Origin of the sequence: Paenarthrobacter sp. AMU7 (assembly GCF_041200195.1) — a bacterium.
Classification (GTDB): Bacteria; Actinomycetota; Actinomycetes; order Actinomycetales; family Micrococcaceae; genus Arthrobacter.
The window spans coordinates 1,467,367-1,488,742 of sequence record NZ_CP165735.1 but is presented as its reverse complement, the minus strand read 5'-3'; the positions used below and the strand labels follow the sequence as shown (position 1 = coordinate 1,488,742).

The 21,376-nt window shown below is 63.5% G+C and carries 20 protein-coding genes and 1 tRNA gene; 5 read left to right on the top strand and 16 right to left on the bottom strand.

All coding sequences use genetic code 11. The annotated features are described in order from the left end of the window. Positions 1 to 21 precede the first annotated feature (21 nt). The gene (locus ABQM86_RS06945; protein ID WP_369746254.1) at positions 22 to 933 is read right to left on the bottom strand and encodes a Bax inhibitor-1/YccA family protein; all 912 of its coding nucleotides are present in this window, start codon (positions 931 to 933) and stop codon (positions 22 to 24) included. A 417-nt stretch (positions 934 to 1,350) separates the two neighbouring features. Here ABQM86_RS06945 and ABQM86_RS06940 point away from each other — a divergent pair, with 417 nt between their 5' ends. The 5 genes from ABQM86_RS06940 to ABQM86_RS06920 all read left to right on the top strand — a co-directional run bounded on the left by ABQM86_RS06940 (position 1,351) and on the right by ABQM86_RS06920 (position 6,419). Then, on the top strand, positions 1,351 to 2,685 hold the full coding sequence (locus ABQM86_RS06940) for a branched-chain amino acid ABC transporter permease (protein WP_242703555.1): 1,335 nt from the start codon (positions 1,351 to 1,353) through the stop codon (positions 2,683 to 2,685). A 9-nt stretch (positions 2,686 to 2,694) separates the two neighbouring features. Next, positions 2,695 to 3,663 carry a branched-chain amino acid ABC transporter permease gene (locus tag ABQM86_RS06935; RefSeq protein ID WP_089594158.1) on the top strand — a complete coding sequence of 323 codons (969 nt, stop codon included), beginning with the start codon at positions 2,695 to 2,697 and terminating at the stop codon, positions 3,661 to 3,663. Then, positions 3,660 to 4,652 carry an ABC transporter ATP-binding protein gene (locus ABQM86_RS06930; RefSeq protein WP_207596785.1) on the top strand — a complete coding sequence of 331 codons (993 nt, stop codon included), beginning with the start codon at positions 3,660 to 3,662 and terminating at the stop codon, positions 4,650 to 4,652. The genes ABQM86_RS06935 and ABQM86_RS06930 overlap by 4 nt, the downstream gene beginning before the upstream one ends. Then, positions 4,649 to 5,419, top strand: coding sequence for an ABC transporter ATP-binding protein (locus tag ABQM86_RS06925; RefSeq protein WP_207596784.1), 771 nt, complete (start codon positions 4,649 to 4,651; stop codon positions 5,417 to 5,419). Before ABQM86_RS06930 ends, ABQM86_RS06925 begins: the two co-directional genes overlap by 4 nt. 142 nt (positions 5,420 to 5,561) lie before the next feature. Beyond that, complete coding sequence (locus tag ABQM86_RS06920; RefSeq protein ID WP_369746253.1) at positions 5,562 to 6,419, top strand: phosphotransferase; 858 nt, start codon at positions 5,562 to 5,564, stop codon at positions 6,417 to 6,419. A 92-nt stretch (positions 6,420 to 6,511) separates the two neighbouring features. On the opposite strand, the gene ABQM86_RS06915 is transcribed toward ABQM86_RS06920, so the two are convergent. The 15 genes from ABQM86_RS06915 to ABQM86_RS06845 all read right to left on the bottom strand — a co-directional run bounded on the left by ABQM86_RS06915 (position 6,512) and on the right by ABQM86_RS06845 (position 21,374). Beyond that, complete coding sequence (locus ABQM86_RS06915) at positions 6,512 to 7,867, bottom strand: ABC transporter substrate-binding protein (protein WP_207596782.1); 1,356 nt, start codon at positions 7,865 to 7,867, stop codon at positions 6,512 to 6,514. Between the two features lie 322 nt (positions 7,868 to 8,189). Next, positions 8,190 to 8,263: transfer RNA gene (locus tag ABQM86_RS06910), tRNA-Leu, on the bottom strand. A 21-nt stretch (positions 8,264 to 8,284) separates the two neighbouring features. Beyond that, the gene (locus tag ABQM86_RS06905; RefSeq protein ID WP_369746252.1) at positions 8,285 to 9,205 is read right to left on the bottom strand and encodes an N-acetyltransferase; all 921 of its coding nucleotides are present in this window, start codon (positions 9,203 to 9,205) and stop codon (positions 8,285 to 8,287) included. Between the two features lie 121 nt (positions 9,206 to 9,326). Next, entirely contained in the window at positions 9,327 to 10,781 is a 1,455-nt protein-coding gene (locus ABQM86_RS06900) for an NAD(P)/FAD-dependent oxidoreductase (RefSeq protein ID WP_207596780.1), read from the bottom strand. 38 nt (positions 10,782 to 10,819) lie between these two features. Beyond that, a complete protein-coding gene (locus tag ABQM86_RS06895) occupies positions 10,820 to 12,211 on the bottom strand; it encodes a S8 family serine peptidase (RefSeq protein WP_280627441.1) in 1,392 nt (463 codons plus the stop codon). Further along, the gene (locus ABQM86_RS06890) at positions 12,208 to 13,164 is read right to left on the bottom strand and encodes a Ppx/GppA phosphatase family protein (RefSeq protein WP_280627440.1); all 957 of its coding nucleotides are present in this window, start codon (positions 13,162 to 13,164) and stop codon (positions 12,208 to 12,210) included. The genes ABQM86_RS06895 and ABQM86_RS06890 overlap by 4 nt, the downstream gene beginning before the upstream one ends. Continuing rightward, positions 13,161 to 13,844, bottom strand: coding sequence for a DUF501 domain-containing protein (locus tag ABQM86_RS06885; protein ID WP_280627439.1), 684 nt, complete (start codon positions 13,842 to 13,844; stop codon positions 13,161 to 13,163). The genes ABQM86_RS06890 and ABQM86_RS06885 overlap by 4 nt, the downstream gene beginning before the upstream one ends. A 68-nt stretch (positions 13,845 to 13,912) precedes the next feature. Further along, on the bottom strand, positions 13,913 to 14,653 hold the full coding sequence (locus ABQM86_RS06880; protein WP_207596777.1) for a septum formation initiator family protein: 741 nt from the start codon (positions 14,651 to 14,653) through the stop codon (positions 13,913 to 13,915). Between the two features lie 132 nt (positions 14,654 to 14,785). Beyond that, a complete protein-coding gene (gene eno / locus ABQM86_RS06875) occupies positions 14,786 to 16,066 on the bottom strand; it encodes a phosphopyruvate hydratase (RefSeq protein ID WP_207596776.1) in 1,281 nt (426 codons plus the stop codon). Between the two features lie 116 nt (positions 16,067 to 16,182). Beyond that, positions 16,183 to 16,878 (bottom strand): MazG nucleotide pyrophosphohydrolase domain-containing protein, encoded by a 696-nt coding sequence (locus ABQM86_RS06870; protein ID WP_207596775.1) that lies wholly within the window; start codon positions 16,876 to 16,878, stop codon positions 16,183 to 16,185. After that, complete coding sequence (locus ABQM86_RS06865; protein WP_207596774.1) at positions 16,856 to 17,998, bottom strand: adenosine deaminase; 1,143 nt, start codon at positions 17,996 to 17,998, stop codon at positions 16,856 to 16,858. Before ABQM86_RS06865 ends, ABQM86_RS06870 begins: the two co-directional genes overlap by 23 nt. 49 nt (positions 17,999 to 18,047) lie before the next feature. Beyond that, positions 18,048 to 18,731, bottom strand: a complete 684-nt coding sequence (locus tag ABQM86_RS06860) for a DedA family protein (protein WP_207597504.1) — start codon at positions 18,729 to 18,731, stop codon at positions 18,048 to 18,050. A 192-nt stretch (positions 18,732 to 18,923) separates the two neighbouring features. After that, positions 18,924 to 19,574 carry a DedA family protein gene (locus tag ABQM86_RS06855; protein ID WP_207596773.1) on the bottom strand — a complete coding sequence of 217 codons (651 nt, stop codon included), beginning with the start codon at positions 19,572 to 19,574 and terminating at the stop codon, positions 18,924 to 18,926. A gap of 88 nt (positions 19,575 to 19,662) precedes the next feature. Continuing rightward, positions 19,663 to 20,973 carry a thymidine phosphorylase gene (locus tag ABQM86_RS06850; RefSeq protein ID WP_369746251.1) on the bottom strand — a complete coding sequence of 437 codons (1,311 nt, stop codon included), beginning with the start codon at positions 20,971 to 20,973 and terminating at the stop codon, positions 19,663 to 19,665. Continuing rightward, the gene (locus tag ABQM86_RS06845) at positions 20,970 to 21,374 is read right to left on the bottom strand and encodes a cytidine deaminase (protein ID WP_280627437.1); all 405 of its coding nucleotides are present in this window, start codon (positions 21,372 to 21,374) and stop codon (positions 20,970 to 20,972) included. The genes ABQM86_RS06850 and ABQM86_RS06845 overlap by 4 nt, the downstream gene beginning before the upstream one ends. Between the last annotated feature and the right edge of the window lie 2 nt (positions 21,375 to 21,376).

Here is a 21,376-nt window from a genome sequence, read left to right as displayed (position 1 = left end):
AGCAGGTTGGGCCTGCAGCAGTTAGTCGTCGCCTCGCAAAATAGCCAGAAGGCGGATGATTTCGACGTAGAGCCAAACCAGCGTGACCGTCAGGCCGAAGGCCGCAACCCAGGAGTAACGCTCCGGGGCACCGGCGCGGACGCCTTCTTCAATGCTGGTGAAGTCCATGATCAGCGAGAACGCTGCCAGGCCGATAGCCAGGATGCCGATGAAGACGCCCAGGGGGATGCCTGCAATCGTCATGCTGGTGCGCAGGCCGAAGGGCTCCTGCACGGCACCGGTCCACATCATCACCATGTTGATGATCGCGAAGACTGCGTAGCCAATGGTGGCGATCATGAAGAAGCGCACCATCTTGGGGGTGGCGCGGACCTTGCCGCTCTTGAACAGCACCAGCGTGACGCCGAAGACTGCCAGCGTGCCGATGACAGCCTGGAGGCCGACGCCGGGGTACATGCCGTCGAGGATGCGGGTAAGGCCGCCCAGGAACAGGCCTTCCAGGCCGGCGTAGGCAAGGATCAGTGCCGGTGAGGGCTGCTTCTTGAAGGTGTTGACCAGGGCCAGGACGAAGCCGCCCAGTGCTCCAACGATCATGAGCATGGTCGAGAGGGCGGGAGCTACGAAGAGCGTCACGCCGGCGCCGATCACCAAAACCACCAGGCAGGCGACAGTCTTCATGATGACGTCGTCATAGGTCATACGGCCGGTATCGGCGGGGCCGGCAGCCGGCTGGTTGTACATCTGCTGCAGCTGCTCATTGGTCATGTTCTGCTGCTGGGCAGACCACGCGGCCTGGCCATCCAACACCTGGCCAGGCGCCCGACCGGGGGCCTGGTTGAACTGCTGGCCGTACGGGTTCTGCGGTACAGGCGGGGCCTGCTTTGCTCCACGGAAATTCTTTCCGTTGAAGACTGGGTTTCCGCCAAGTGCCATTGCGGGTGTCCTCCTGAAAAAGGGCTAGTGATAATTCACGGTACCAATTACCACGCGCGCGCGGCAGGGAAAGTTCCCTTGTTCACCCAGACGAAACGCAACCGTGACACGAAACCGGCATAGTGGCAGCGGCAGGGACCCGCCCGAACGTTTAGAAACACCCGTACTCAACAAAGGTTTACTTAACTACAGCTACATCATTAGTTGCCTATAGCTTCACAGTTGTTATCCGATCGCGATGTTTGCACCCCCGAACTGGGCATTTATTCGGCCCACCGGGCGGTAACATAGGCCACACATGGGTGACTTAGATCACAATCGAGGCAGCTAGGCAAGAACTGTTCACAAGCCCCATTTACCGTTCGCACCGGCTGCAATGGCGCAGCCGGGACCACCCCCACTGTGGAGGTTTCCATTTTGAGAAGCACACTGCGAGACCCGTCCATCAGACGGTCCAAGGGACTGCAGAGAGTTGTGGGGGCGCTGTTCGCAGCCCTCATCGCCGCTCTGTTGATCGCCGCCCCTTCGGCACAGGCAACCACCCCATCGCCTTCGCCGTCACCGACGACATTCCAAAACAACATCAGCGGGTTCCTCCGCGATGATGCCCGGGCCCCCATACCCGGCGTCAAAATCAAGGCCTCAGGCAACGGGTTCGAAGGTGAAGCAACCTCCGGAGCCAATGGTGCGTGGACCATCGGTGTTCCCGTCCAAGGTACCTACACCATCGAGCTGGACACCTCCACCTTGCCGGAGGGCATCGCACTGGCCGAGGGCCAGGACAATCCCCGCGATGTCACGTTCAGCCAAACATCCAACCTGTCAGTGATCTTCGCCTTCGGTGAGGGCATCGTGGTCCAACAGCAGGACTTTGGCCAGAACCTCCTCAACCGCCTGGTGGCGGGCCTGAGCTTTGGCCTCCTCCTCGCCCTCGCCTCGGTGGGCCTCTCCCTGATCTTCGGAACCACGGGCCTGACCAACTTCGCCCACGGCGAGATGGTGACCCTGGGCGCCGTCCTCGTGTTCATGTTCAACGGATTCGGACTCCCCTTCTGGCTGGCGATCCTGCTGGCACTGATAGGGGGCGGGCTCTTTGGCTACGTCCAGGACGCCGGACTCTGGCGTCCATTGCGGAAGCGCGGCTCCGGCCTCGTTCCCATGATGATCGTCAGCATCGGCCTGGCATTGGCCATCCGCTACGTCATCCAGTTCTTCTTCGGTGGAGCAACCCAACAGCTGCCCGGCGCACAAAGCGCCGAAATCCAGATAGGGCCTGTGTCCATCTCCCCGAACAACCTCTGGTCACTGATTATCAGCGCTGTGGTCATCGCGTTGATTGGCATCGTCCTGCTGAAGACCCGTCTCGGCAAGGCAACCCGCGCCGTAGCGGACAATCCCGCTTTGGCAGCCGCATCCGGCATCGACGTCGACTCCGTCATCCGCATCGTCTGGATCGTCGGCGGCGTCCTCGCCTCCCTCGGTGGCATCCTGTGGGCGTACTACCGTCCCGGTGTCACCTTCGACATGGGCTCGCAGATCCTGCTTCTCATCTTCGCCGGCGTGACGCTGGGTGGTCTGGGAACCGTCTTCGGCGCTTTGATCGGCTCGATCGTCGTCGGCATCTTCGTGGAACTGACTACAGTGTTCGGCCTTCCCGCCGACCTCAAGTACGTCGGTGCACTGTTCATCATGATCGTTGTTCTTCTGTTCCGACCGCAGGGTATCCTCGGCCGGCGTGAGCGTGTGGGTTAGGAGCGGGCCATGGACTTCGGATTCATTTTCTCCAGCGCCCTTGGCGAATTATTCAGCCCGACGACGGCGGCGTACGCACTGGCCGCTTTGGGTCTTGCGGTTCACTTCGGCTACTCAGGCCTGCTGAACTTCGGCCAGGCAGGCTTTATGGCAGTTGGTGCCTACGGTTTCGCCATCTCAACCCTGAGCTTCGACGCTCCGTTCTTCCTTGCACTGATCATCTCCATTCTCTGCTCGGTGATCTTCGCCTTCATCCTCGGTATTCCCACCCTCCGGCTACGCGCCGACTATCTGGCAATCGTCACCATCGCAGCGGCAGAAATTGTCCGTTACGTAGTCACCACCAACCAGCTCACCAGCGTTACGGGTTCCGCCAACGGCCTGGCCGCGTTTGAGAACACGTTCTACGCCATGAACCCCTTCCCCGAGGGGTCCTACATGGGCATGAACAACCGTGACTTCTTCATCCGGGTGGTCGGTTGGGGACTCGTAATCGTGTGCTGTGTGCTGGTCTGGCTCCTCATGCGCAGCCCGTGGGGCCGTGTCCTGAAGGGCATCCGCGAGGACGAGAACGCTGTCCGCTCGCTCGGTAAGAACGTCTACGCCTACAAGATGCAGGCACTGATCATCGGTGGTGTCCTGGGAGCCTTGGCGGGCATGATCTTCACACTCCCCCGCGGCGCCGTCCAGCCATCCAACTACGGCACGGAACTGACGTTCTTCCTGTGGACCTGCCTCCTCCTCGGCGGCATGGCCACTGTCCTGGGGCCGGTCATCGGAGCCATGATCTTCTGGGTTGTCCTGTCGCTGACCCAGAGCCTGCTCTACGGCCTTATCGAATCAGGGGCAGTCACGTGGCTGACCACCGTCCAAGCCGGCCAGTTGCGCTACATCCTGGTGGGTGTCGCGCTGATGCTCCTGATGATCTTCCGCCCGCAAGGCGTCTTCGGCAATAAGAAGGAGCTTGCTTTCGCATGAGTGAGACCAACGAACGCAATACCGAGAATATCGACTACATGACGGATTCGCGGCCCATCGCGGTCGGGGAGAACACCCCCGGCTGCAAGAAGCGAGATCCCATCGTGGTGGCAGAGGATGTCACCCGGTCCTTTGGCGGCATCAACGCAGTGGACGTCGAATACCTTGAGATCCCGCGCCACAAAATCACTGCTTTGATCGGCCCCAACGGCGCCGGCAAAACCACCCTGTTCAACCTGCTCACCGGCTTTGACACTCCCAATACAGGCAAGTGGCAGTTTGAGGGCAACAGCCTGGCAGGCGTTTCCTCCTACAAGGTGGCACGCATGGGCATGGTGCGCACGTTCCAGCTGACCAAGGTGATGGGCAAACTAACCGTCATGGAGAACATGCGGCTCGGCGCAGCGGACCAGCCCGGCGAACGGCTCTCCAAGGCCCTTTTCAAGGGCATGTGGGGAGGCCGCGAGAAGGAAATCACAGCCCAGGCCAACGTGCTGTTGGAGAAGTTCAAGCTGGATGCCAAGAAGGACGACTACGCTGCGTCCCTCTCGGGTGGACAGCGGAAGCTGCTGGAAATGGCACGTTCCCTGATGGTGCGGCCCAAGCTGGTGATGCTCGATGAGCCCATGGCCGGTGTGAACCCCGCTCTGACCCAGTCGCTGCTGGACCACATCAAGAACCTGAAGGCTGAAGGCATGACCGTGCTGTTCGTGGAGCACGACATGAACATGGTCCGGCATATCGCGGACTGGGTAGTGGTCATGGCCGAAGGCAAGGTGGTGGCTGAAGGCCCTCCGGGCGAAGTCATGAAGAACCCTGCCGTCATCGACGCCTACCTTGGCGCCCACCACGACGTGGACCTCGGCGATGCTGAAGGCATCAAGGTGCTCGAAGCCGAGCTTGAGGCCGATGAAGAGTCGGTGGTGGGTACTGAAGACGCCGGCATCCTGTCCGACATCGTTGAAACCAAGAAGGAGGACGGGAAATGAGCAGCCCCGCCGCAATGCCCGCCTCAGCAGCTGCTCCGGCAGGCGATTCCGTCGTCAAAGTCACCAACCTCGTAGCCGGCTACATTCCCGGCGTCAACATCCTCAACGGATGCAGCATCGAGGCCCGCAAGGGTGAGTTGATCGGCATCATCGGCCCCAACGGTGCCGGCAAGTCCACCCTGCTGAAGGCCATGTTCGGGCTGGTGAAAGTCCACTCCGGCACCGTGGTGGTCCGGGGCCAGGACCTCACGGGTTTGAAAGCCAACAAGCTGGTGACCCAGGGTGTTGGCTTCGTGCCGCAGACCAACAACGTGTTCGCAGCACTGACCATCGAAGAGAACCTCCAGATGGGCATGTTCCAGCGTCCCAAGGCTTTCGCTGAGCGCTTCGACTTTGTGACCAGCCTGTTCCCGGAACTGGCTAAGCGTCGCGCCCAGCGTGCGGGGTCGCTCTCCGGTGGTGAGCGACAGATGGTAGCCATGGGCAGGGCGCTCATGATGGATCCGGCTGTACTGCTCCTGGACGAGCCGTCTGCTGGCCTCTCCCCCGTCAAACAGGACGAAACCTTCCTCAGGGTCCACGAGATCAACCGTGCCGGCGTCTCGGTCATCATGGTGGAACAGAACGCCCGCCGATGCCTGCAGATCTGCGACCGCGGCTACGTACTGGACCAGGGCAAGGACGCGTACACGGGTACCGGCCGTGAGCTTATGAAGGACCCCAAGGTCATCCAGCTCTATCTGGGCACTCTGGCGGACGAGGTCTAACCACCGCAGCCACACACGACGGAAGGCCCCGGGACACCACCCGGGGCCTTCCGCTGTTTGAGACACACTCCTGCCAAGGGAGCGGAAGCCGCCTGGACCCCTTCGGTCAACGCGAAATGCCACCCAATGGCATGCTGGACTGATGACGGGAACCATCACGGAACTGCAGCAAAGCCTCCTGTTGACATGGCTTGGTGGCTTCACCGTGGTTCAGGACCACTCATGGCCCCTCCAGGACACCACCGTCCTTCAGGTCGCTGCCCCGGATGGCCAGGAGTACATCGTCAAAGCCAGCACCACGAGCCACCACATCCGGCGCGAAATTGCGGCTTACTCGCGGGGCCTGCCGGGGCTGCACGGCAGGGTACCCACCCTGAAGCACGCGTCGCCTGAGGCAGGCATCCTGGTCACCGGGTACTTGCCCGGGACCCTGGTAGCTGGAACCTCTTCCGAATCCGATCCCAGGACGTACCGTGAGGCCGGCATGCTGCTCTCAAGGATGCACCTGCCGGCGGGAACCTCCCGCGGTTACGCAAAGGCGCTGGCGGCCAGGACGGGCTCCCTCATTGAACGCGCGCACTCTCTCCTGCCCGAGGAGACGCAAAGAAGACTACAAGAGGTCCTTGAGTCGTTGGAGCCGGGTCCTGCCACGCTTGTGACAACCCATGGCGATTACCAGCCCAGGAATTGGCTGGACGACGACGGAGTGATCAAGGTGATCGATTTTGGCCGTGCCGAGCTTCGCCCGTGGGTTCATGACCTGGTCCGGCTCAGCCACCAGCAGCTGCTCGCTCAGCCAACGCTCGCCGCGGCCTTCCACGAGGGCTTGGGCAGGGTTGTCACCAGCGAGGAGGACCACCACCTGTGGACCCTGGAAAACCTGAACCAGTCGGTGGGCACGGTGGTCTGGGCACACCACGTGGGAGACGCCGTCTTTGAGCGTCAGGGCGTGGAAATGGTGACCCGGGTCCTTGATGGGTTTCTCCCCTGCAGCGGGTAGCGACACCACAGAACGCAGCCCAGCACAGAACAGGCCCCCTTCCAGATGAGGAAGGGGGCCTGTGACTGACTGCGGTTTGGACCGGCTGCGGCTTAGAGCTTGCCGAACTCTTCGCGGACCGGCTTGTAGGTGTTGTCATCCTGGTATTCGTAGATACCGATGTACGCCTCGGTGGGGTCACCAGCGTCGGAGAACGTGACCGGACCGGACTGGCCGTCGTAGTCGATGTCCTTGCCGTCGCGGAGCAACGTGACACATGCTGCGAAGGTGGTGCACTTCTCGCCGCCCTCAGAGACTTCCTTCAGCTTGGCTGCGATGTCCGTGCCCTTGGTGCTCTTGGCGGCCTCGGAGGCCAAAGAGATCAGGTTCACGGCGTCGTAGGACTCGCCTGCGTAGCTGTAATCCTTCAGGGCGGGATCGATGGCGAGGAGCTTCTTCTTGAAGTCGTCCTTGGCGAACGTACCGGGAATGGTTCCCTGTGCGCCCTTCATGGTGCCGGCCTGGAAGTCCTTGCTGTAATCGGAGGTGTTGCCATCAACCATGAACAGCTGCGTGGGCTTGATACCCTTGCCCGTGATCAGGGGGACGATGCTCTTGGCTTGGTCGAAGGTGATCAGGGCGATCGCATCCGGCTTGGCGGCGAGGACCTTGTCCACCTGGCTGCTGAACTGGGAGTCACCCTCGTTGAAGAGTTCCTCAGCAACAACCTTGCCACCGGCGGCCTCGAAGGCTTCCTTGACGTTCTTCTGGAGACCGGTTCCGTAAGCGTCGTTCAGAACGATCATGCCAACGGTTTGCGCTCCACAGGTAGCCATGTAGTTGCCCAGGACCTTGCCCTGCAGGACGTCGGACGGTGCAGTTCGCCAGTAGAGGCCCTTGTCGTCCCATGTGGTGAAGTCAGGCGAGGTGTTGGCGGGCGAGAAGTGGATGACACCGGCGCCCGTGATCTGGTTGATGACCGTCTTGGAAACGCCCGAGGATGCAGCACCGATGACGGCGCTCACGCCCTGGCCCAGGAGGGCGGTGGTGGACTGGGTGGCGATGTCCGTCTTGGTATCACCGGAGTCGCGGTGGACCACGGAGACAGGTGCGCCGAGTACGCCACCGGCGTCGTTGACTTCCTTGATGCCGAGGTTGACACCGGCAATTTCGGGCGGGCCGAGGAACGCCAGCGACCCCGTCGTCGGCAGGAGCGATCCAAGTTTCAGTGGTGCGTCTGTGGTGGTGGTCGAGGGAGGTACTGGTCCCGTGTTGGTGGCAGCCTGGCTGTTGCCGGCTCCCGCCCCGCCGCTGGGAGCCGGGCAGGAAATGCCTGCCGCCGCGGCGGAAGAAGACCCGGTCTGGGTAGGAGTCGAAGACCCACCACAGGCCGTGGCCAAGAGAGCGACCCCAATGCCAAGCGCTGTTAGCTTGGCGGCTCGGGGCGCCGCTGGGGAAAGATCAAACATGCGTTGTCTCCTCGATCGAAAGGTGCGAACTGCCTTTGATGCGATTACTCAGGTGTTCCTGATTAAGACTCAAACTAATGCAATTGGGCGGCGAACATAAGTGATTCAGGTCACATCCCTATAACACTCGTTGCCTGTGGGGAATCTACGAGCGGGCTGGGAATTTCCGCGGAGGACCCTTGGGAGCACGGCGGAAGCGATGTGGGCGGATCAGCCAGGTTCAGACAGACCAGCAAGCCCCTCGTGGACGGCCTAGCCCGGGCCAAGGAAAAAGACCCCCGAATCCCTTTGTTCGCAAGGGTTTCGGGAGTCTTTCTGCTTGTGCCCCAGGTGGGACTCGAACCCACAACACGCGGATTTTAAGTCCGCTGCCTCTGCCAATTGGGCTACTGGGGCGCCCGCACCATGGTATCCCAGCTACAGCCCGCTGAATGGCCCGGCGTAGCGGAAGGTGCCGCGGACGTCGTCGGGCCACGCGGGAAGCGTCAACAACTGGAAGTGATCGCCCCACATCGCCTCCGGCGGTTGCACACCCACAGAGGCTGCCGGCACGTAACCGAAGCGCATGTAGTACAGGGGGCTGCCGAGCAGGGCAATGCCGGGCTCCCCTGCGGCTGTGGCACGGGCCGTCGTCTCCCGCATCAAGGCTGAACCTACCCCGCGCTTCTGAAAGGCGGGAAGCACGCCGATCGGACCCAGCCCCAGCAGTTCCAAGTCTCCGATCCAGCCCCTCGTGCTGATGGCATGCCCCACAATCTCCCCACCCATCTCGGCGACGATACTGAACTCCGGAAGGTACTCAGGGCACTCAAAGAGCTCGCGCAGCAGCCCTGCTTCAATCGGCACGCCGTCCACGGGTTCACCGGTTACCGGCGAGACGGAGAAGGCCTGGGCAGTCAGTTCCAGAATCTCGGCGCGGTCCTCGGGACGCTCACTTCGGAGCACGAGACCTTTTCCCAAAAGCCGGAGCACATCCATGGCCCGGCCCGCGTCGGCCGAAGGCACCAGGAGGTGGTCGTGGTGGAAACCCGCCAGGACGTTGCAGCTGATTCCCGCGTGGGTCAGGGCGGCGCTCACGGCGGCCGTGAGGCCCACCGCTTCGAGTGCCGAGTGGACCTGGAGCGTGATCCACGAGGCCACGAAGTCGTAGCTCAGACCCAGCGCATCAGCCTCGTCCCGGCGGAGGACAACCGTAAGGCCCTCGGCCTCGCGCACAGCCGCCTCGATCCCGCCCTCCAGCGGCCTGCCATGTGGCCACAGGGCGTAGACGTAGTCGCCATCGCGGGCTACGGGGTGGAGGGATTGCAGGAGTGTCTTCAGATCGGTTTCACCGGACATGGCAACAGTCTAGGGGCGCAGCAACCCGCCACCGCCGTCGGCACAACTGCTTAAACGCCGACGGCGGCCACTCCCCGAAAGGGAGCGGCCGCCGTCGTGCGTTGACTGCGCCGTGCGTTGACTACTTGGCGGCGGCAGTGACCGGAGTCTTGGCTTCCTCAGCCGCAGGCTTGGCCTCTACAGGTGCCGGAGCGGCAGCGGGCTTGGGAGCGGGCGTTGCAGCGGCCACGAAGGCACCGCGCGGGTTGTCGAGGTCCATCAGCTGCGTGGTGTCGCGGCCGGCGAAGAAGGCCAGGATCCAGCCGAAGATCACACGGAACTTGCGCTCAACCGTGGGCATGGCCATGCCGTGGTAACCACGGTGTGCCAGCCAGGCGAGGCCGCCCTTGAGACCGATGCGGCCGAGCAGGTTGATGTTGGCAACACCCTTCCACTCGCCGAAGCCGGCCACAGCACCAAGGTTCTTGTGCTTGTAGTCGTGCAGCGGCTTGTCCCAGCGGGAAGCCCACAGGTTCTTGGCGAGCTTCTTGGCCTGGCGAAGGGCGTGCTGGGCGTTGGGGACGCAAGTGCCGTCCGGCAGGCCCTTGCCCGTGAGGTCCGGAACAGCGGCGATGTCGCCGGCGGCCCAGGCGTTCTCCACGATGCCCTCGTCGCCTGCGATGCGCAGGTCCGGGAGGACGCGGACACGGCCACGGGGTTCCAGCGGGAAGTCGGTGGAGCGGATCATCGGGTTGGCCTGCACGCCGGCAGCCCATACCAGGGTGTCTGCTTCAACTTCCTGGGCCGGGGTCTTGTCCGGGAGGTTGATCAGCTTGAGGTTGCCCTCGGCGCTGTCAAGGGAAGTGTTGAGGAGTACTTCGATGCCACGGCTGCGGAGGTGCTCCACAACCCACTCGGCCTGCGAGGCGGTGACCTCGGGCATGATGCGGCCCATGGCTTCGACAAGGATGAAACGGATTTCTTCCTGGCGGATGCGCGGGTTGTTGCGCACTGCGGCGCGGGCGAGGTCTTCCATTTCGGTGAGGCACTCGATGCCGGCGAAGCCGCCACCCACCACTACGAAGGTCAGTGCCTTGGCGCGCTCTGCGGGGTCGGTCATGGTGGAAGCGGCTTCAATGCGCTCCAGGACCTTGTTGCGCAGTGCAACGGCTTCCTCGATGGTCTTCAGGCCAATGCCCTTGTCCGCGAGGCCCTTGATGGGGAAGGTCCGGGTAATGGCGCCTGCTGCGATGACGACATCGAAGTACGGGATTTCGAAGTTGTCGCCGCCATCGGACGGGGCGATGACCGCGGTCCGGTTGGCGTGGTCGATGCTGGTGACGCGGCCCTGGATGAGCTCAGTCTGCTTCAGGTGCTGACGGTGGGAGACGACGGCGTGGCGTGCCTCGATGTTGCCACCTGCTACTTCCGGGAGGAAGGGCTGGTAGGTCATGTACGGCAGTGGATCAACGACGGTGACGATGCCGCCCGCGTTCGCGATCTTCTTTTGCAGTTTGAGGGCTACGTACAGGCCGACGTAGCCGCCGCCGACGACGAGAACCCGGGGACGGTCAATGAGCTCTGGGGTGGTTGCCATGAGTCCAGAGTACAGTACTTTGTGAAAATCTTCACTAACTACGTCCGGGCGGGTGGATCCACTTTCAGAAGCGCGCCCGTTTCGGCCTCCTCGGCCACCGCTGGAGCGTTTTTGGCGACCCTCCTCAACTGGATCGCGGCCCCTGTCACCAGGGCAAGGAACAAGGCTCCAAATCCAAGCACGACGGCGGCCGGCAGGGCGTCGTCGACGGTGGCCGGCGTCTTCGCGGCCGGAACGGTCGGATCGGCGAGCGTGGGTGCTGCGCTGGTGGGGCTCGCCACGGGAGCCTGCGACGGCTCGCTGAAATCTCCCCGGCGGTGGACCCGGATCCAGTCAGCGATGGAACCCAATGGGTTGCTGCTGGTGGCAGCCACCTCATCCTTCAGTGCCGCCTCGGCGTTAAGGATGCCGTAACCGTAGAGGGGGTCCTTGCCCGGAGCTCCCGCGTCCTTGGCCGTGCTCACAATTCTGTTGATGACCTGATTGGCACTCATCTCCGGCCATTTGGAACGGATCAGGGCGGCCACACCGGAAACGATCGGGGCAGCACCGGACGTTCCCGCCCAATCGGCGTATCCACCGCCGGGGATGCCGCCTACCAGCTTCTCGGCCGGTGCGGCGACGCCGATGCTGATGCCCTGGGATGAGGAGTCGACGCTGGCGCGCCCCTCACCGTCGAGTCCGGCGACAGTCAGGACACCGGGAATGGTTGCCGGGGCTCCGACCTGGACGTTGCCGCCCACGCGGTTCCCGGCGGCCGCGACGATCACCACATCCTTCTGCTCTGCATAAAGGAAGGCCGCGTCCCAACTCTGCGGCCAGTCCGGCGAGGTACTGCCCAAGGAGATGTTGATGACCTTGGCGCCGTTGTCCACGGCCCAGCGCACGGCGTCCGGAATCTGCTCCTGGTCCGTTTTGCCACCCGGGTTGGGTGATCCGAGCCAGGTGGAGACGGCCAGGATTTGCGCTTCAGGAGCGACACCGATGATCCCATCCGGTCCCCCTGCAGGAGGGACCGTGGGTGGTACTGGAGGCGGCGCGGACCCCGTTGGTGAAGGCGAGGCCGTGGGTGTGGTGTGGCCGCGCCCGGCGAGCATCGTGGCAACCAAGGTTCCGTGCTCGGTCTTGGCACCAATACTCTTTTGCCCGTTGGGTGCTCCCGCGCCCGAGACGTCCGTCCCGCCCACCACCACGCCTTTGAGGTCCGGGTGGTTGCCATCAATGCCGCTGTCGATGATCGCAACCTTCACTCCGGCACCCTTGGAAACCTGCCAGGCGTTGGTGACACCCGAATCCTTGAGCCAGAACTCTTTGTCGCGCCACGCGTCTGCGGTGGCGGCAGGGGCCGTCAACAGCGCACCGGCCAACGCCCCGCCTGCCAAGACCGTGGCAAGGGCAGCGGAGAGGGTCCGGTGAAAACGCAACGTCATGCCGCGTCCCGGATGCTGAGGGCGATGCCGTCCAGGATGTCGTGCTCGCTGGAGACGGCCGCAGCAATCCTGCCACTGCTGACACTGGCCAGGCGGGCAAGGATCCGGCGCCACACCAAGGCGCCGGCGCCGATGACGTCCACGCGGCCCGGATGCATGTACGGAAGCGCTGCGCGCTCGTCCCGCGTCATTTCCAGCAGGTTGGTGCACGCGTCGGTGATGGTTTCGAGATCCAGTGACGCACCATGGATCCGGTCCGGCTGGTATTCGTCCAGGCCCAACGCGTGGGCGGTGATGGTGGTGATGGAACCGGCAACGCCCACTACGGCCGTGGCGCGGTCAAGCGGTACCGTCTGCGCAGCAAGATCAAGTGCGGCATCGACGTCGGCCTCTGCTGCCGCGATTTGCGCAGCGGTGGGCGGATCGCTGCGAAGGTGACGTTCGGTGAGCCGCACGCACCCGATGTCCACGGAGCGTGCCGCGATGACGCCAGTGGAGTCGCCCAGGACGAACTCAGTGCTGCCGCCACCGAGGTCCACCACCAGGATGGGGTCCTCCCCCGTGGCCGGCAGGACACTGCTGGCGCCGGCGAAGGAAAGCGCCGCTTCCTCGTCCCCGGAAATGACCTCGGGCTCCACACCCAGGAGATCCCGGATGCCGTCCACGAAAACCTGCCGGTTGCGGGCGTCACGGGTGGCGGACGTAGCGGCGAAACGGACGTGCCCGGCGCCGTGCGCCTTGATCAGTTCGGCGTAGTCACGTGTTGCTTCAAACGTGCGTTCCAAGGCCTCGGGTGCAAGCTCGCCGGTGGCATCCACACCCTGGCCGAGCCGAACCACGCGCATCTCACGCACGACGTCGGCCAGCGGGCCCGGCGCGCCGTCTGCTGAAGCATCCGCGATGAGGAGGCGGATGGAGTTGGTTCCACAGTCGATCGCTGCAACGCGGCTCATGCAGTGCCTTCCTGGTGGCCCGGAGTGTCCGTCTTCGGGGTACGAACCGGCGCTGGACGCCCCACGATGTCCGGCAGCCCCTGCGGTCCGTGCCGGCTCAGGTCCCGGGACGGTGCCTCACCGGCAGTGTCCCACGCACCATCGCAGTAACAACGGTCCTTGGTCCACCACTCCGTGATGGCGCCCAGTGCTTCGTCTCCCAGCGGGTTGACTCCCGGCCCAGCAGCCAGGGAATGCCCAACCAGGACGTGGAGGCACTTCACCCTGGTGGGCATGCCACCGGCGGAGATGCCGTCGATTTCGGGGACAGCGCCGGTTCCGGAGCGGCCGGCGATGTCATCGCGGGCCTGGAGGTAGGCCTCGTGGGCGCTGCGGTAGGCGCCCGCCAGGTCCTGGTCGGCCGTGAGGCGATGATTCATCTCGTTCATGAGGCCGCCCGCTTCCAACCGCGACACCGCGGAGGTAATGACGGGGTGGGTCAGGTAGAACGTGGTGGGGAACGGTGTTCCGTTGCTGAGCCGCGGTGCGGTAGCGGCCACCAGTGGATTGCCGCAGACGCACCGCGCAGGGATCTCAACGACATCCCGTACCGGCCTGCCGAGCTGGCGGCTGAGGACCTCAAGATCATGTGCTGATGGCTGGCGGGATTCCTGCGGCTCGGCTGCCGTGTTCTCTTCCACTTGCGCTGCCACCCTTCCTGCCCTTGTTGCCGTGTCCACTGCGGACACGACGGCGGTGGGCACCGCGTCTAGTCAGTTGCCGATCGTCTGATTGACTCCCAGAGGGCATCCACCCAGGGCAGATTTTCCGGGTTTGCAGACGATCCGGAGCCGGTGCGGCCACCCGGCGTGCCGGCGGCTTCTTCTCCCCCAAACACCCAGTAACCTGTTTCACCCGGCATAACCATGTTAATGCGGTCGCGGGCCTGTTGTTTCACGTAGTTGGGGTCCTGCCACCGGGAAAGCTGCTTGTTGAGCTCGGCCTGCTCTGCTTTCCGTCCTGCAATTTCGGCTTCCAGCGCCGAAATTTCGGCGCGCTTTTCCAGGAAAATCTTCACCGTGGGGGCCAGCATAATGGTGATCGCAATCATGACCACTGCCAGCGCCAGCATCCTGCCGGAAAACGCCTTGGCCGGCACTGGATCCAGATCATGGTCAGATGTGGCCTTGGTGCCCGGCTTGCCGGATGCCTTGTCCGTGGGCTTTTGTTGGCCCACGGATGGCTTCTTGCCGGCGGGTGCTTTGGTGCCGCCTGCCGGCGTCGGGGTTTTGGCAGTTATCCGCGGTCCGCCAAACTCGGCTTTGATGACATCGCCGCTACTGGAACCGGAACCTTTTGTCCCTGCACCCTCAGTGCTCTTGGCGGCAGTTCGCGGACTGGCGCCGGTGGCCCGGGTTTCGCTGGCGGGACGGCCCGCGCCGGAGGAACGGCCTGCACTGGAGGGGCCCAGTGCGTCGGCCCTGGGTACCTTTGGACGACGGGTGGCCATGACACTCCTGTAATGCCCGGTGCTTGCCTGGCGGGTTGCTGCGCTTGCTGTTGTTGACCTGGCCCGCGTTAAACAGAACCGGCGGCCATGGTCTTTCCACCATAGCCACCGGTTACGTGTTTTCGCTGAAGGCTAGCCCTTGAAACGCGGGAACGCGCTGCGGCCGGCGTAACGTGCGGCGTCGTCGAGTTCTTCTTCGATGCGCAGCAGCTGGTTGTACTTTGCGACGCGCTCGGAGCGGGCCGGGGCACCGGTCTTGATCTGGCCCGCGTTGGTGGCAACGGCGATGTCAGCAATGGTGGTGTCCTCGGTTTCGCCGGAGCGGTGCGAGGTGATGGTGGTGTAGCCGGAGCGCTGGGCCAGGGAAACGGCGTCCAGCGTCTCGGTCAGGGAACCGATCTGGTTGACCTTGACCAGGAGGGAGTTGGCCGTTGCAGAATCGATGCCCTGCTGCAGGCGGACCGGGTTGGTGACGAAGAGGTCGTCGCCCACCAGCTGGACCTTGTCACCGATGGTATCGGTGAGGGTCTTCCAGCCTTCCCAGTCGTTCTCGTCCAGCGGGTCCTCGATGGAAACCAGCGGGTAGTCGGCAACGAGCTCAGCGTAGTACGCGCTCATCTCGGTAGCGGAAAGTGCCTTGCCTTCGAACTGGTAGGCACCGTCCTTGAAGAACTCGGAGGATGCAACGTCCAGTGCCAGGGCGATGTCCGTGCCCGGGGTGTAGCCGGCGTTCTTGATGGCTTCCTGGATCAGATCCAGTGCAGCGCGGTTGGACGGCAGGTTGGGGGCGAAGCCACCCTCGTCGCCGAGGCCCGTGGAGAGGCCCTTTTCCTGGAGGACAGCCTTGAGGTTGTGGTAGACCTCAACACCCCAGCGCAGGCCCTCGGAGAAGGTCTCGGCACCGATCGGGGCGATCATGAATTCCTGGATGTCCACGTCGGAGTCCGCGTGCGAGCCACCGTTGAGGATGTTCATCAGCGGAACCGGCAGGACGTGGGCGTTCGGGCCGCCCAGGTACTTGTACAGCGGCAGGTCAGCCGAAGCTGCTGCAGCGTTGGCGACGGCCAGGGAAACACCCAGGATGGCGTTGGCGCCGAGCTTGCCCTTGTTGGGCGTGCCGTCCAGGTCGATCATGGCCTGGTCGATGCTGCGCTGGTCAGTGGCGTCGAAACCAATCAGGGCCGGGGAGATCTCGTCGATGACGGCGTCAACGGCCTTCTGGACACCCTTGCCGAGGTAACGGCCTTTGTCACCGTCGCGAAGCTCAACGGCCTCGTGCTCGCCGGTGGAAGCACCGGAGGGAACTGCTGCACGGCCGATCTGGCCGTCGGAGAGCAGGACCTCAACTTCTACGGTCGGGTTTCCGCGGGAATCAAGGATCTCGCGTGCGTGGATGGCATCGATAAGCGCCATGGATGTGCTCCTTATGGGCAAATTACAGGAATGAGGAGGGAAATTCTCAACGTCCTCGTCGCTACTAGCGTAGTCCAGAGTGGCTTAGGTTACGGAACAACTTCCAAAGACCCACGTCATGAAGGCTGGGACTGGCTGTTCTGAAACGATCGAACAGCGGAACGGAGGGCCCGTTCGGCGTCGAGTCCTTGCTCCCGGGCACCGGCCACGACAGTCAGCAGCAGCTCACCGAGCTCCTCTTCCGAGGCCGGGATGACGGGAAGCCCGACGGCGGCCACGGGGCCTTGCGCGTCGACCTTCACCCCTGCGCGGGCTGCCCTATCCAGGGACTTCTGTGCTGCTGCCAACGCAGGAAGGTGCGGCGGGATGCCTTCAAAGGGATCCTTCCGTTCCGGCTTCTCGGCACGTTTGGCGGCGTCCCATTTGACGATGATTTCTTCGACGCTGGCCGGGAAACTCTCCCGCAGGGATCCATCGGCCTTGAAGACGTGCTGGTTCCGCCGGACCATTTTGGCGTTGATGCTGCGCACCACGTCCGCGAAATCGAAGCTGCCGCGCTCCTCGGCGAGCCGGGCGTGGAGTACTACCTGAAGCAGTACATCGCCCAGCTCGCCCAGGAGCTCGCTGTCCCTTTCCGGGGAGTCGCCGGCTTCGATCGAATCCACCACTTCGTAGGCTTCCTCGATCAGGTATTCCACCAGCGATTCGTGCGTCAGCGCACCCATCCAAGGACAGTGCTCACGCAGCGCGGCGATCGTCCCAATGAGCTCCGTGAGTCCGTCGGCGTTGTTAGCCGAGGTTGGCGTAGGCATCGTTGATGTACTCAACCAAGGCTTCGCGTTCGTCCAGCGGCAGGAAGGCTGCCTCGGCGGCGTTGAGCGTCAGTTCAAGGAGGTCATCGAGGTCGTAGTCAAAGGTTTCCACCAGCAGTTCGAACTCGTCCGTCAGGGTGACGCCACTCATGAGTCGGTTGTCCGTGTTGATCGTGACGTTGAAGCCGAGCTGGAACAGCATGTCCACGGGGTGGCTCTCGATGCCATCGCCAAAGCCGGAAACCGCACCGGTCTGAAGGTTGGAGGAAGGGCAGATTTCCAGGGCGATGCCGCGGTCGCGGACCCAGGCCGCCACGCTGCCGATGGTCACCATGCCGACGGTGTCTTCGCCGTCGTCGTCGGAATTGTCCTCAAACTCCACCGAAATGTCCTCGGCGATCCGGACGCCGTGGCCCAGGCGCAGGGCACGGCCATCGACCAGGGCTGACTGGATGCTCTCCAGGCCCGCTGCTTCACCGGCGTGGACGGTGGCCGGGAAGTTGTTTTCGGCAAGGTACGTGAAAGCGTCCTTGAAACGGGACGGGAGGAAACCGTCTTCGGCGCCGGCAATGTCAAAGCCCACAGCGCCATTGGCACGGTGGCGGACAGCGAGCTCTGCGATCTCCTGGCCACGATCGGCGTGGCGCATTGCGGTGATGAGCTGGCCCACTTGGATCTGCTGGCCGCGCTCGTCAGCAGCATCAACACCGGCTTCAAGGCCGGTCTGGACGGCTTCAACAACCTCGTCCAGGGTGAGGCCCTTCTGCAGGTGCTGTTCCGGTGCCCAGCGGACTTCGCCGTAGACCACGCCGTCCTCGGCGAGGTCTTCCACGAACTCCTTGGCCACCCTGAAGAGGCCTTCCTTGGTCTGCATGACAGCAATGGTGTGGTCGAACGTTTCGAGGTAGCGGACCAGTGAGCCGGAGTCGGCTGATTCGCGGAACCATTCACCCAGCGCAACGGGGTCGGTGGACGGCAGCGTGTGGCCGACCGCCTCAGCGAGCTCGATGATGGTGGCGGGGCGGAGGCCTCCGTCCAGGTGGTCGTGGAGGGAAACCTTGGGGAGGCTCTTCAGATCGAAGTCAAGGGCAGGGGCGGCGTCAAGTATGGGCTCAGTCACGTACTAAGACTAATCCCCACAGCCGCTCTGGCTGGTACTGCCGGTCGCCTTAGCTGGCGGGCTTGGAGAGGTCGACGCCGGCGATCGCCTTTTCAGCGGGATCGACAGCTGTCACTTCGGTGCTGGCAGCAGCCTCCCTGGCGAGGTCCTTCTTCTCCAGGTATTTGTGCCACCAACGGAGGGCGTGATCCACCACAATGCCCAGGACCACGGCGAAGGCAACCGCGATGCCGACTCCCAGGAGCGGGTTGTGGTGCACCCACTGGCCCGCGAGGAGGCCGATACCGATGGAGTAACCTACCCAGGTGATGCAGGCGAAGGCGTCCAACCAGAAGAAAGTCCGGTGGCGGAAGCCGGTTTGTCCGGCCACGTAGTTCACTGCTACGCGGCCCCAGGGAATGTAGCGGGCCGTGAAGATGAGGACCGCGCCGCGCTTATCCAACTCATACTGCGCCCAGGCGAACATCTTCTGGACCTTGGGCCGGCGCATCCACTTCCAGCGGGTGAGGCCGATCTTCCGGCCCAGCAAGTAGGCCATGTTGTCGCCTGCCATGGCACCTACCAGTGCGGTGGCTCCCAGGATCCACAGGTTGGGCTCTCCGCTGTGAAGGGACAGCGCCGAGAGGCCAACGATGGCTGTTTCGCTGGGAAGGATGGTGGCAAATCCGTCAATGAAGAAGAAGACCAGCAGGACCGGGTATATCCAGGGCTGCCCGGCTGCATGCTCGAGCATTTGGTTCAAAAACTCCACGCGGCGGTAGCTCCTAGACGAATATGACTTGACGGTGTGACGGAAGTCGCTCTAGTGTCCCACGGCCGGGACGTCGTTCGCTACGTCCCAGCCTTGGGATCACACGCTTAACGCTATAGGGGCTGATAAGGTGCCGTCGTCAACCGCCGGGCTGATCTTCCGGGGCCGGAGGCGTCATACCGTGGGTGGAGTCGGAGCGTCTTCCTCGGGGATGTTCTTGCCGTCCAACGGCACTGATCCACGGACTTTGCTGATGATCCGATCGATGATGATGCCCAGGATCACGGCAACCACGATCGCTATGACGGCGCCCAGGAGATGGTTGTCTTCGAACCAGACTCCAAAGAAGTAGCCCAGGATCACCGAATACGTGGCCCACAGGACGGCGGACATGGCAGTAAGGGCCACGAAGCGTCGGTGGTGGAAGTGTGTGGCACCGGCCGTCAGGTTGACGGCCACCCTGCCAATGGGGATGAAGCGGGCCACCATGATGAGCGAGGCGGACCGGCGTCGGAGTTCCTTGCCTGCCCAACGGAAGGCGCCCTGCATCCGCTGCGTGCGCATCCACCGCCACCGCTGGATCCCTATGCGGCGGCCGATGATGTACGCGATGTTGTCCCCCGAGAACGCTCCCAGGGCTGCCATCACGCCGAGCAGCCATACATTGGGCGCGCCGCTGCTCCCGGACACGGCACTCAGGCCCACCACCACGGATTCGCTCGGAATGGGTGGGAAGAAGCCATCTATCACGCAGCAGGCCAACACCAGGAACAACACCCATGGCTGCTCCGCCGCGGCGAGGATGAAATCGTTGATGCCCTGCACGGTTTCCTTACGGTAGCCGGCTCCCCCACAGGCGCCGGATGACTGGTGTTCCGGGCCGTTCTTGCCGAACGGCCCGGAACACTTAAGCCTAGGCGATGCGGTCGATGATGAGCTGATGTGCCGGGCGTGACCCCTCGGGCGCGATCACCACGGCATCCTGGAGCGCTTCCTTGGCCCGTTCAAACTTCCCGGGAGTGTCCGTCAGGAGTGTCATCAGAGGCTCCCCCGCACGGACCAATGCGCCCGGTTTGGCGTGCATGCGGACACCGGCACCGGCTTGGACCTGGTCTTCCTTGCGGGCCCGCCCGGCGCCCAGGCGCCAGGCCGCAACACCGACAGAAAGCGCATCCAGTTCCACCAGGACACCGTCCGCGGGAGCATAGACAACCTCGGATTCCTTGGCCACCGGCAGCGCAGCACGCGGGTCGCCACCCTGTGCTTCGATCATCCGGTTCCAGACATCCATGGCACGGCCGTCCTTCAAGGCAGCCGCGGGGTCGGCGTCGTGGATGCCGGCGCCGGCCAGCATCTCCTCAGCCAGGCGGACGGTCAGTTCGACGACGTCTTCCGGGCCGCCGCCGGCAAGGACCTCCACGGATTCCTCAACTTCGATCGCGTTTCCGGCGGTCAAACCCAACGGCGTGGACATATCTGTCATCAGGGCGACGGTGTGCACACCGGCATCCTTGCCCAGGGCCACCATGGTCTCGGCAAGCTCGCGGGCCCGGGCCTCATCCTTCATGAAGGCACCGGAACCCACCTTGACGTCCAGCACCAGGGAGCCCGTGCCTTCGGCGATCTTCTTGCTCATGATCGAGGAAGCAATCAACGGGATCGCCTCCACGGTGCCCGTGACATCACGCAGCGCGTAGAGCTTCTTGTCGGCAGGAGCCAGCCCGGAACCTGCCGCGCAGATGACTGCACCCACGTCCTGGAGCTGGGCCATGATCTCGTCGTTGCTCAGGTTGGCGCGCCACCCGGGGATGGCTTCGAGCTTGTCCAACGTTCCACCCGTGTGGCCCAGCCCGCGGCCTGAGAGCTGAGGAACTGCGACGCCGAACACGGCAACGAGCGGCGCCAGGGGGAGCGTGATCTTGTCCCCGACCCCACCGGTGGAGTGTTTGTCGCTGGTAGCCTTGCGTCCGCCGTCGGGCTTTGTCAGGGACGAAAAGTCCATCCGCTCGCCAGAGGCGATCATGGCGGACGTCCACCGCGAAATCTCGGCGCGGTCCATTCCGTTGAGCAGGATGGCCATATTCAGCGCGGCCATTTGTTCCTCGGCGATGACACCCCGCGTGTAGGCATCAATGGTCCAGTCGATCTGCTCGGGAGTGAGGGTGCCTTTGTCGCGCTTGATGGAGATGATCTGGACGGCGTCGAACGCTTCAGTGTTGGTCACGTGGTTTCCTCCAGGTTTTCGGGACCGAAGGCATCAGGGAGCACCTGGTCCATGGTTTTGATTCCCTGCGTGGTCATGAGCTGCATGCCGGGCGCCCGGAACTCGTAGAGCAACTGGCGGCACCGGCCGCACGGCATGAGGACGTTGCCCTGCCCGTCCACGCAATAGAACGCGGCGAGCCGGCCACCGCCTGTCATGTGAAGCTGCCCAACAAGTGCGCATTCGGCGCAGAGGGTCAGCCCGTAGCTGGCGTTCTCCACATTGCAGCCAGTAACGATCCGACCATCCTCGGTGAGGGCCGCAGCGCCCACCGGGAACTTGGAGTAGGGCGCATAGGCGTGGCGCATGGCCTGCTGTGCTGCCTCTTCCAGTGCCTGCCAATCGATGTCATCCGCAGGCATCG

Excerpts from the sequence above, each read along its gene's own strand:
- ABQM86_RS06930 (WP_207596785.1), top strand. The coding sequence starts at position 3,660 with ATGAGTGAGACCAACGAACGCAATACCGAGAATATCGACTACATGACG.
- eno (WP_207596776.1), bottom strand. The coding sequence starts at position 16,066 with ATGGCGCTTATCGATGCCATCCACGCACGCGAGATCCTTGATTCCCGC.
- ABQM86_RS06880 (WP_207596777.1), bottom strand. The coding sequence starts at position 14,653 with ATGGCCACCCGTCGTCCAAAGGTACCCAGGGCCGACGCACTGGGCCCC.
- ABQM86_RS06890 (WP_280627440.1), bottom strand. The coding sequence starts at position 13,164 with ATGAGCCGCGTTGCAGCGATCGACTGTGGAACCAACTCCATCCGCCTC.
- ABQM86_RS06895 (WP_280627441.1), bottom strand. The coding sequence starts at position 12,211 with ATGACGTTGCGTTTTCACCGGACCCTCTCCGCTGCCCTTGCCACGGTC.
- ABQM86_RS06905 (WP_369746252.1), bottom strand. The coding sequence starts at position 9,205 with ATGTCCGGTGAAACCGATCTGAAGACACTCCTGCAATCCCTCCACCCC.
- ABQM86_RS06915 (WP_207596782.1), bottom strand. The coding sequence starts at position 7,867 with ATGTTTGATCTTTCCCCAGCGGCGCCCCGAGCCGCCAAGCTAACAGCG.
- ABQM86_RS06900 (WP_207596780.1), bottom strand. The coding sequence starts at position 10,781 with ATGGCAACCACCCCAGAGCTCATTGACCGTCCCCGGGTTCTCGTCGTC.
- ABQM86_RS06845 (WP_280627437.1), bottom strand. The coding sequence starts at position 21,374 with ATGCCTGCGGATGACATCGATTGGCAGGCACTGGAAGAGGCAGCACAG.
- ABQM86_RS06870 (WP_207596775.1), bottom strand. The coding sequence starts at position 16,878 with ATGCCTACGCCAACCTCGGCTAACAACGCCGACGGACTCACGGAGCTC.
- ABQM86_RS06925 (WP_207596784.1), top strand. The coding sequence starts at position 4,649 with ATGAGCAGCCCCGCCGCAATGCCCGCCTCAGCAGCTGCTCCGGCAGGC.
- ABQM86_RS06945 (WP_369746254.1), bottom strand. The coding sequence starts at position 933 with ATGGCACTTGGCGGAAACCCAGTCTTCAACGGAAAGAATTTCCGTGGA.
- ABQM86_RS06860 (WP_207597504.1), bottom strand. The coding sequence starts at position 18,731 with ATGCTCGAGCATGCAGCCGGGCAGCCCTGGATATACCCGGTCCTGCTG.
- ABQM86_RS06935 (WP_089594158.1), top strand. The coding sequence starts at position 2,695 with ATGGACTTCGGATTCATTTTCTCCAGCGCCCTTGGCGAATTATTCAGC.
- ABQM86_RS06920 (WP_369746253.1), top strand. The coding sequence starts at position 5,562 with ATGACGGGAACCATCACGGAACTGCAGCAAAGCCTCCTGTTGACATGG.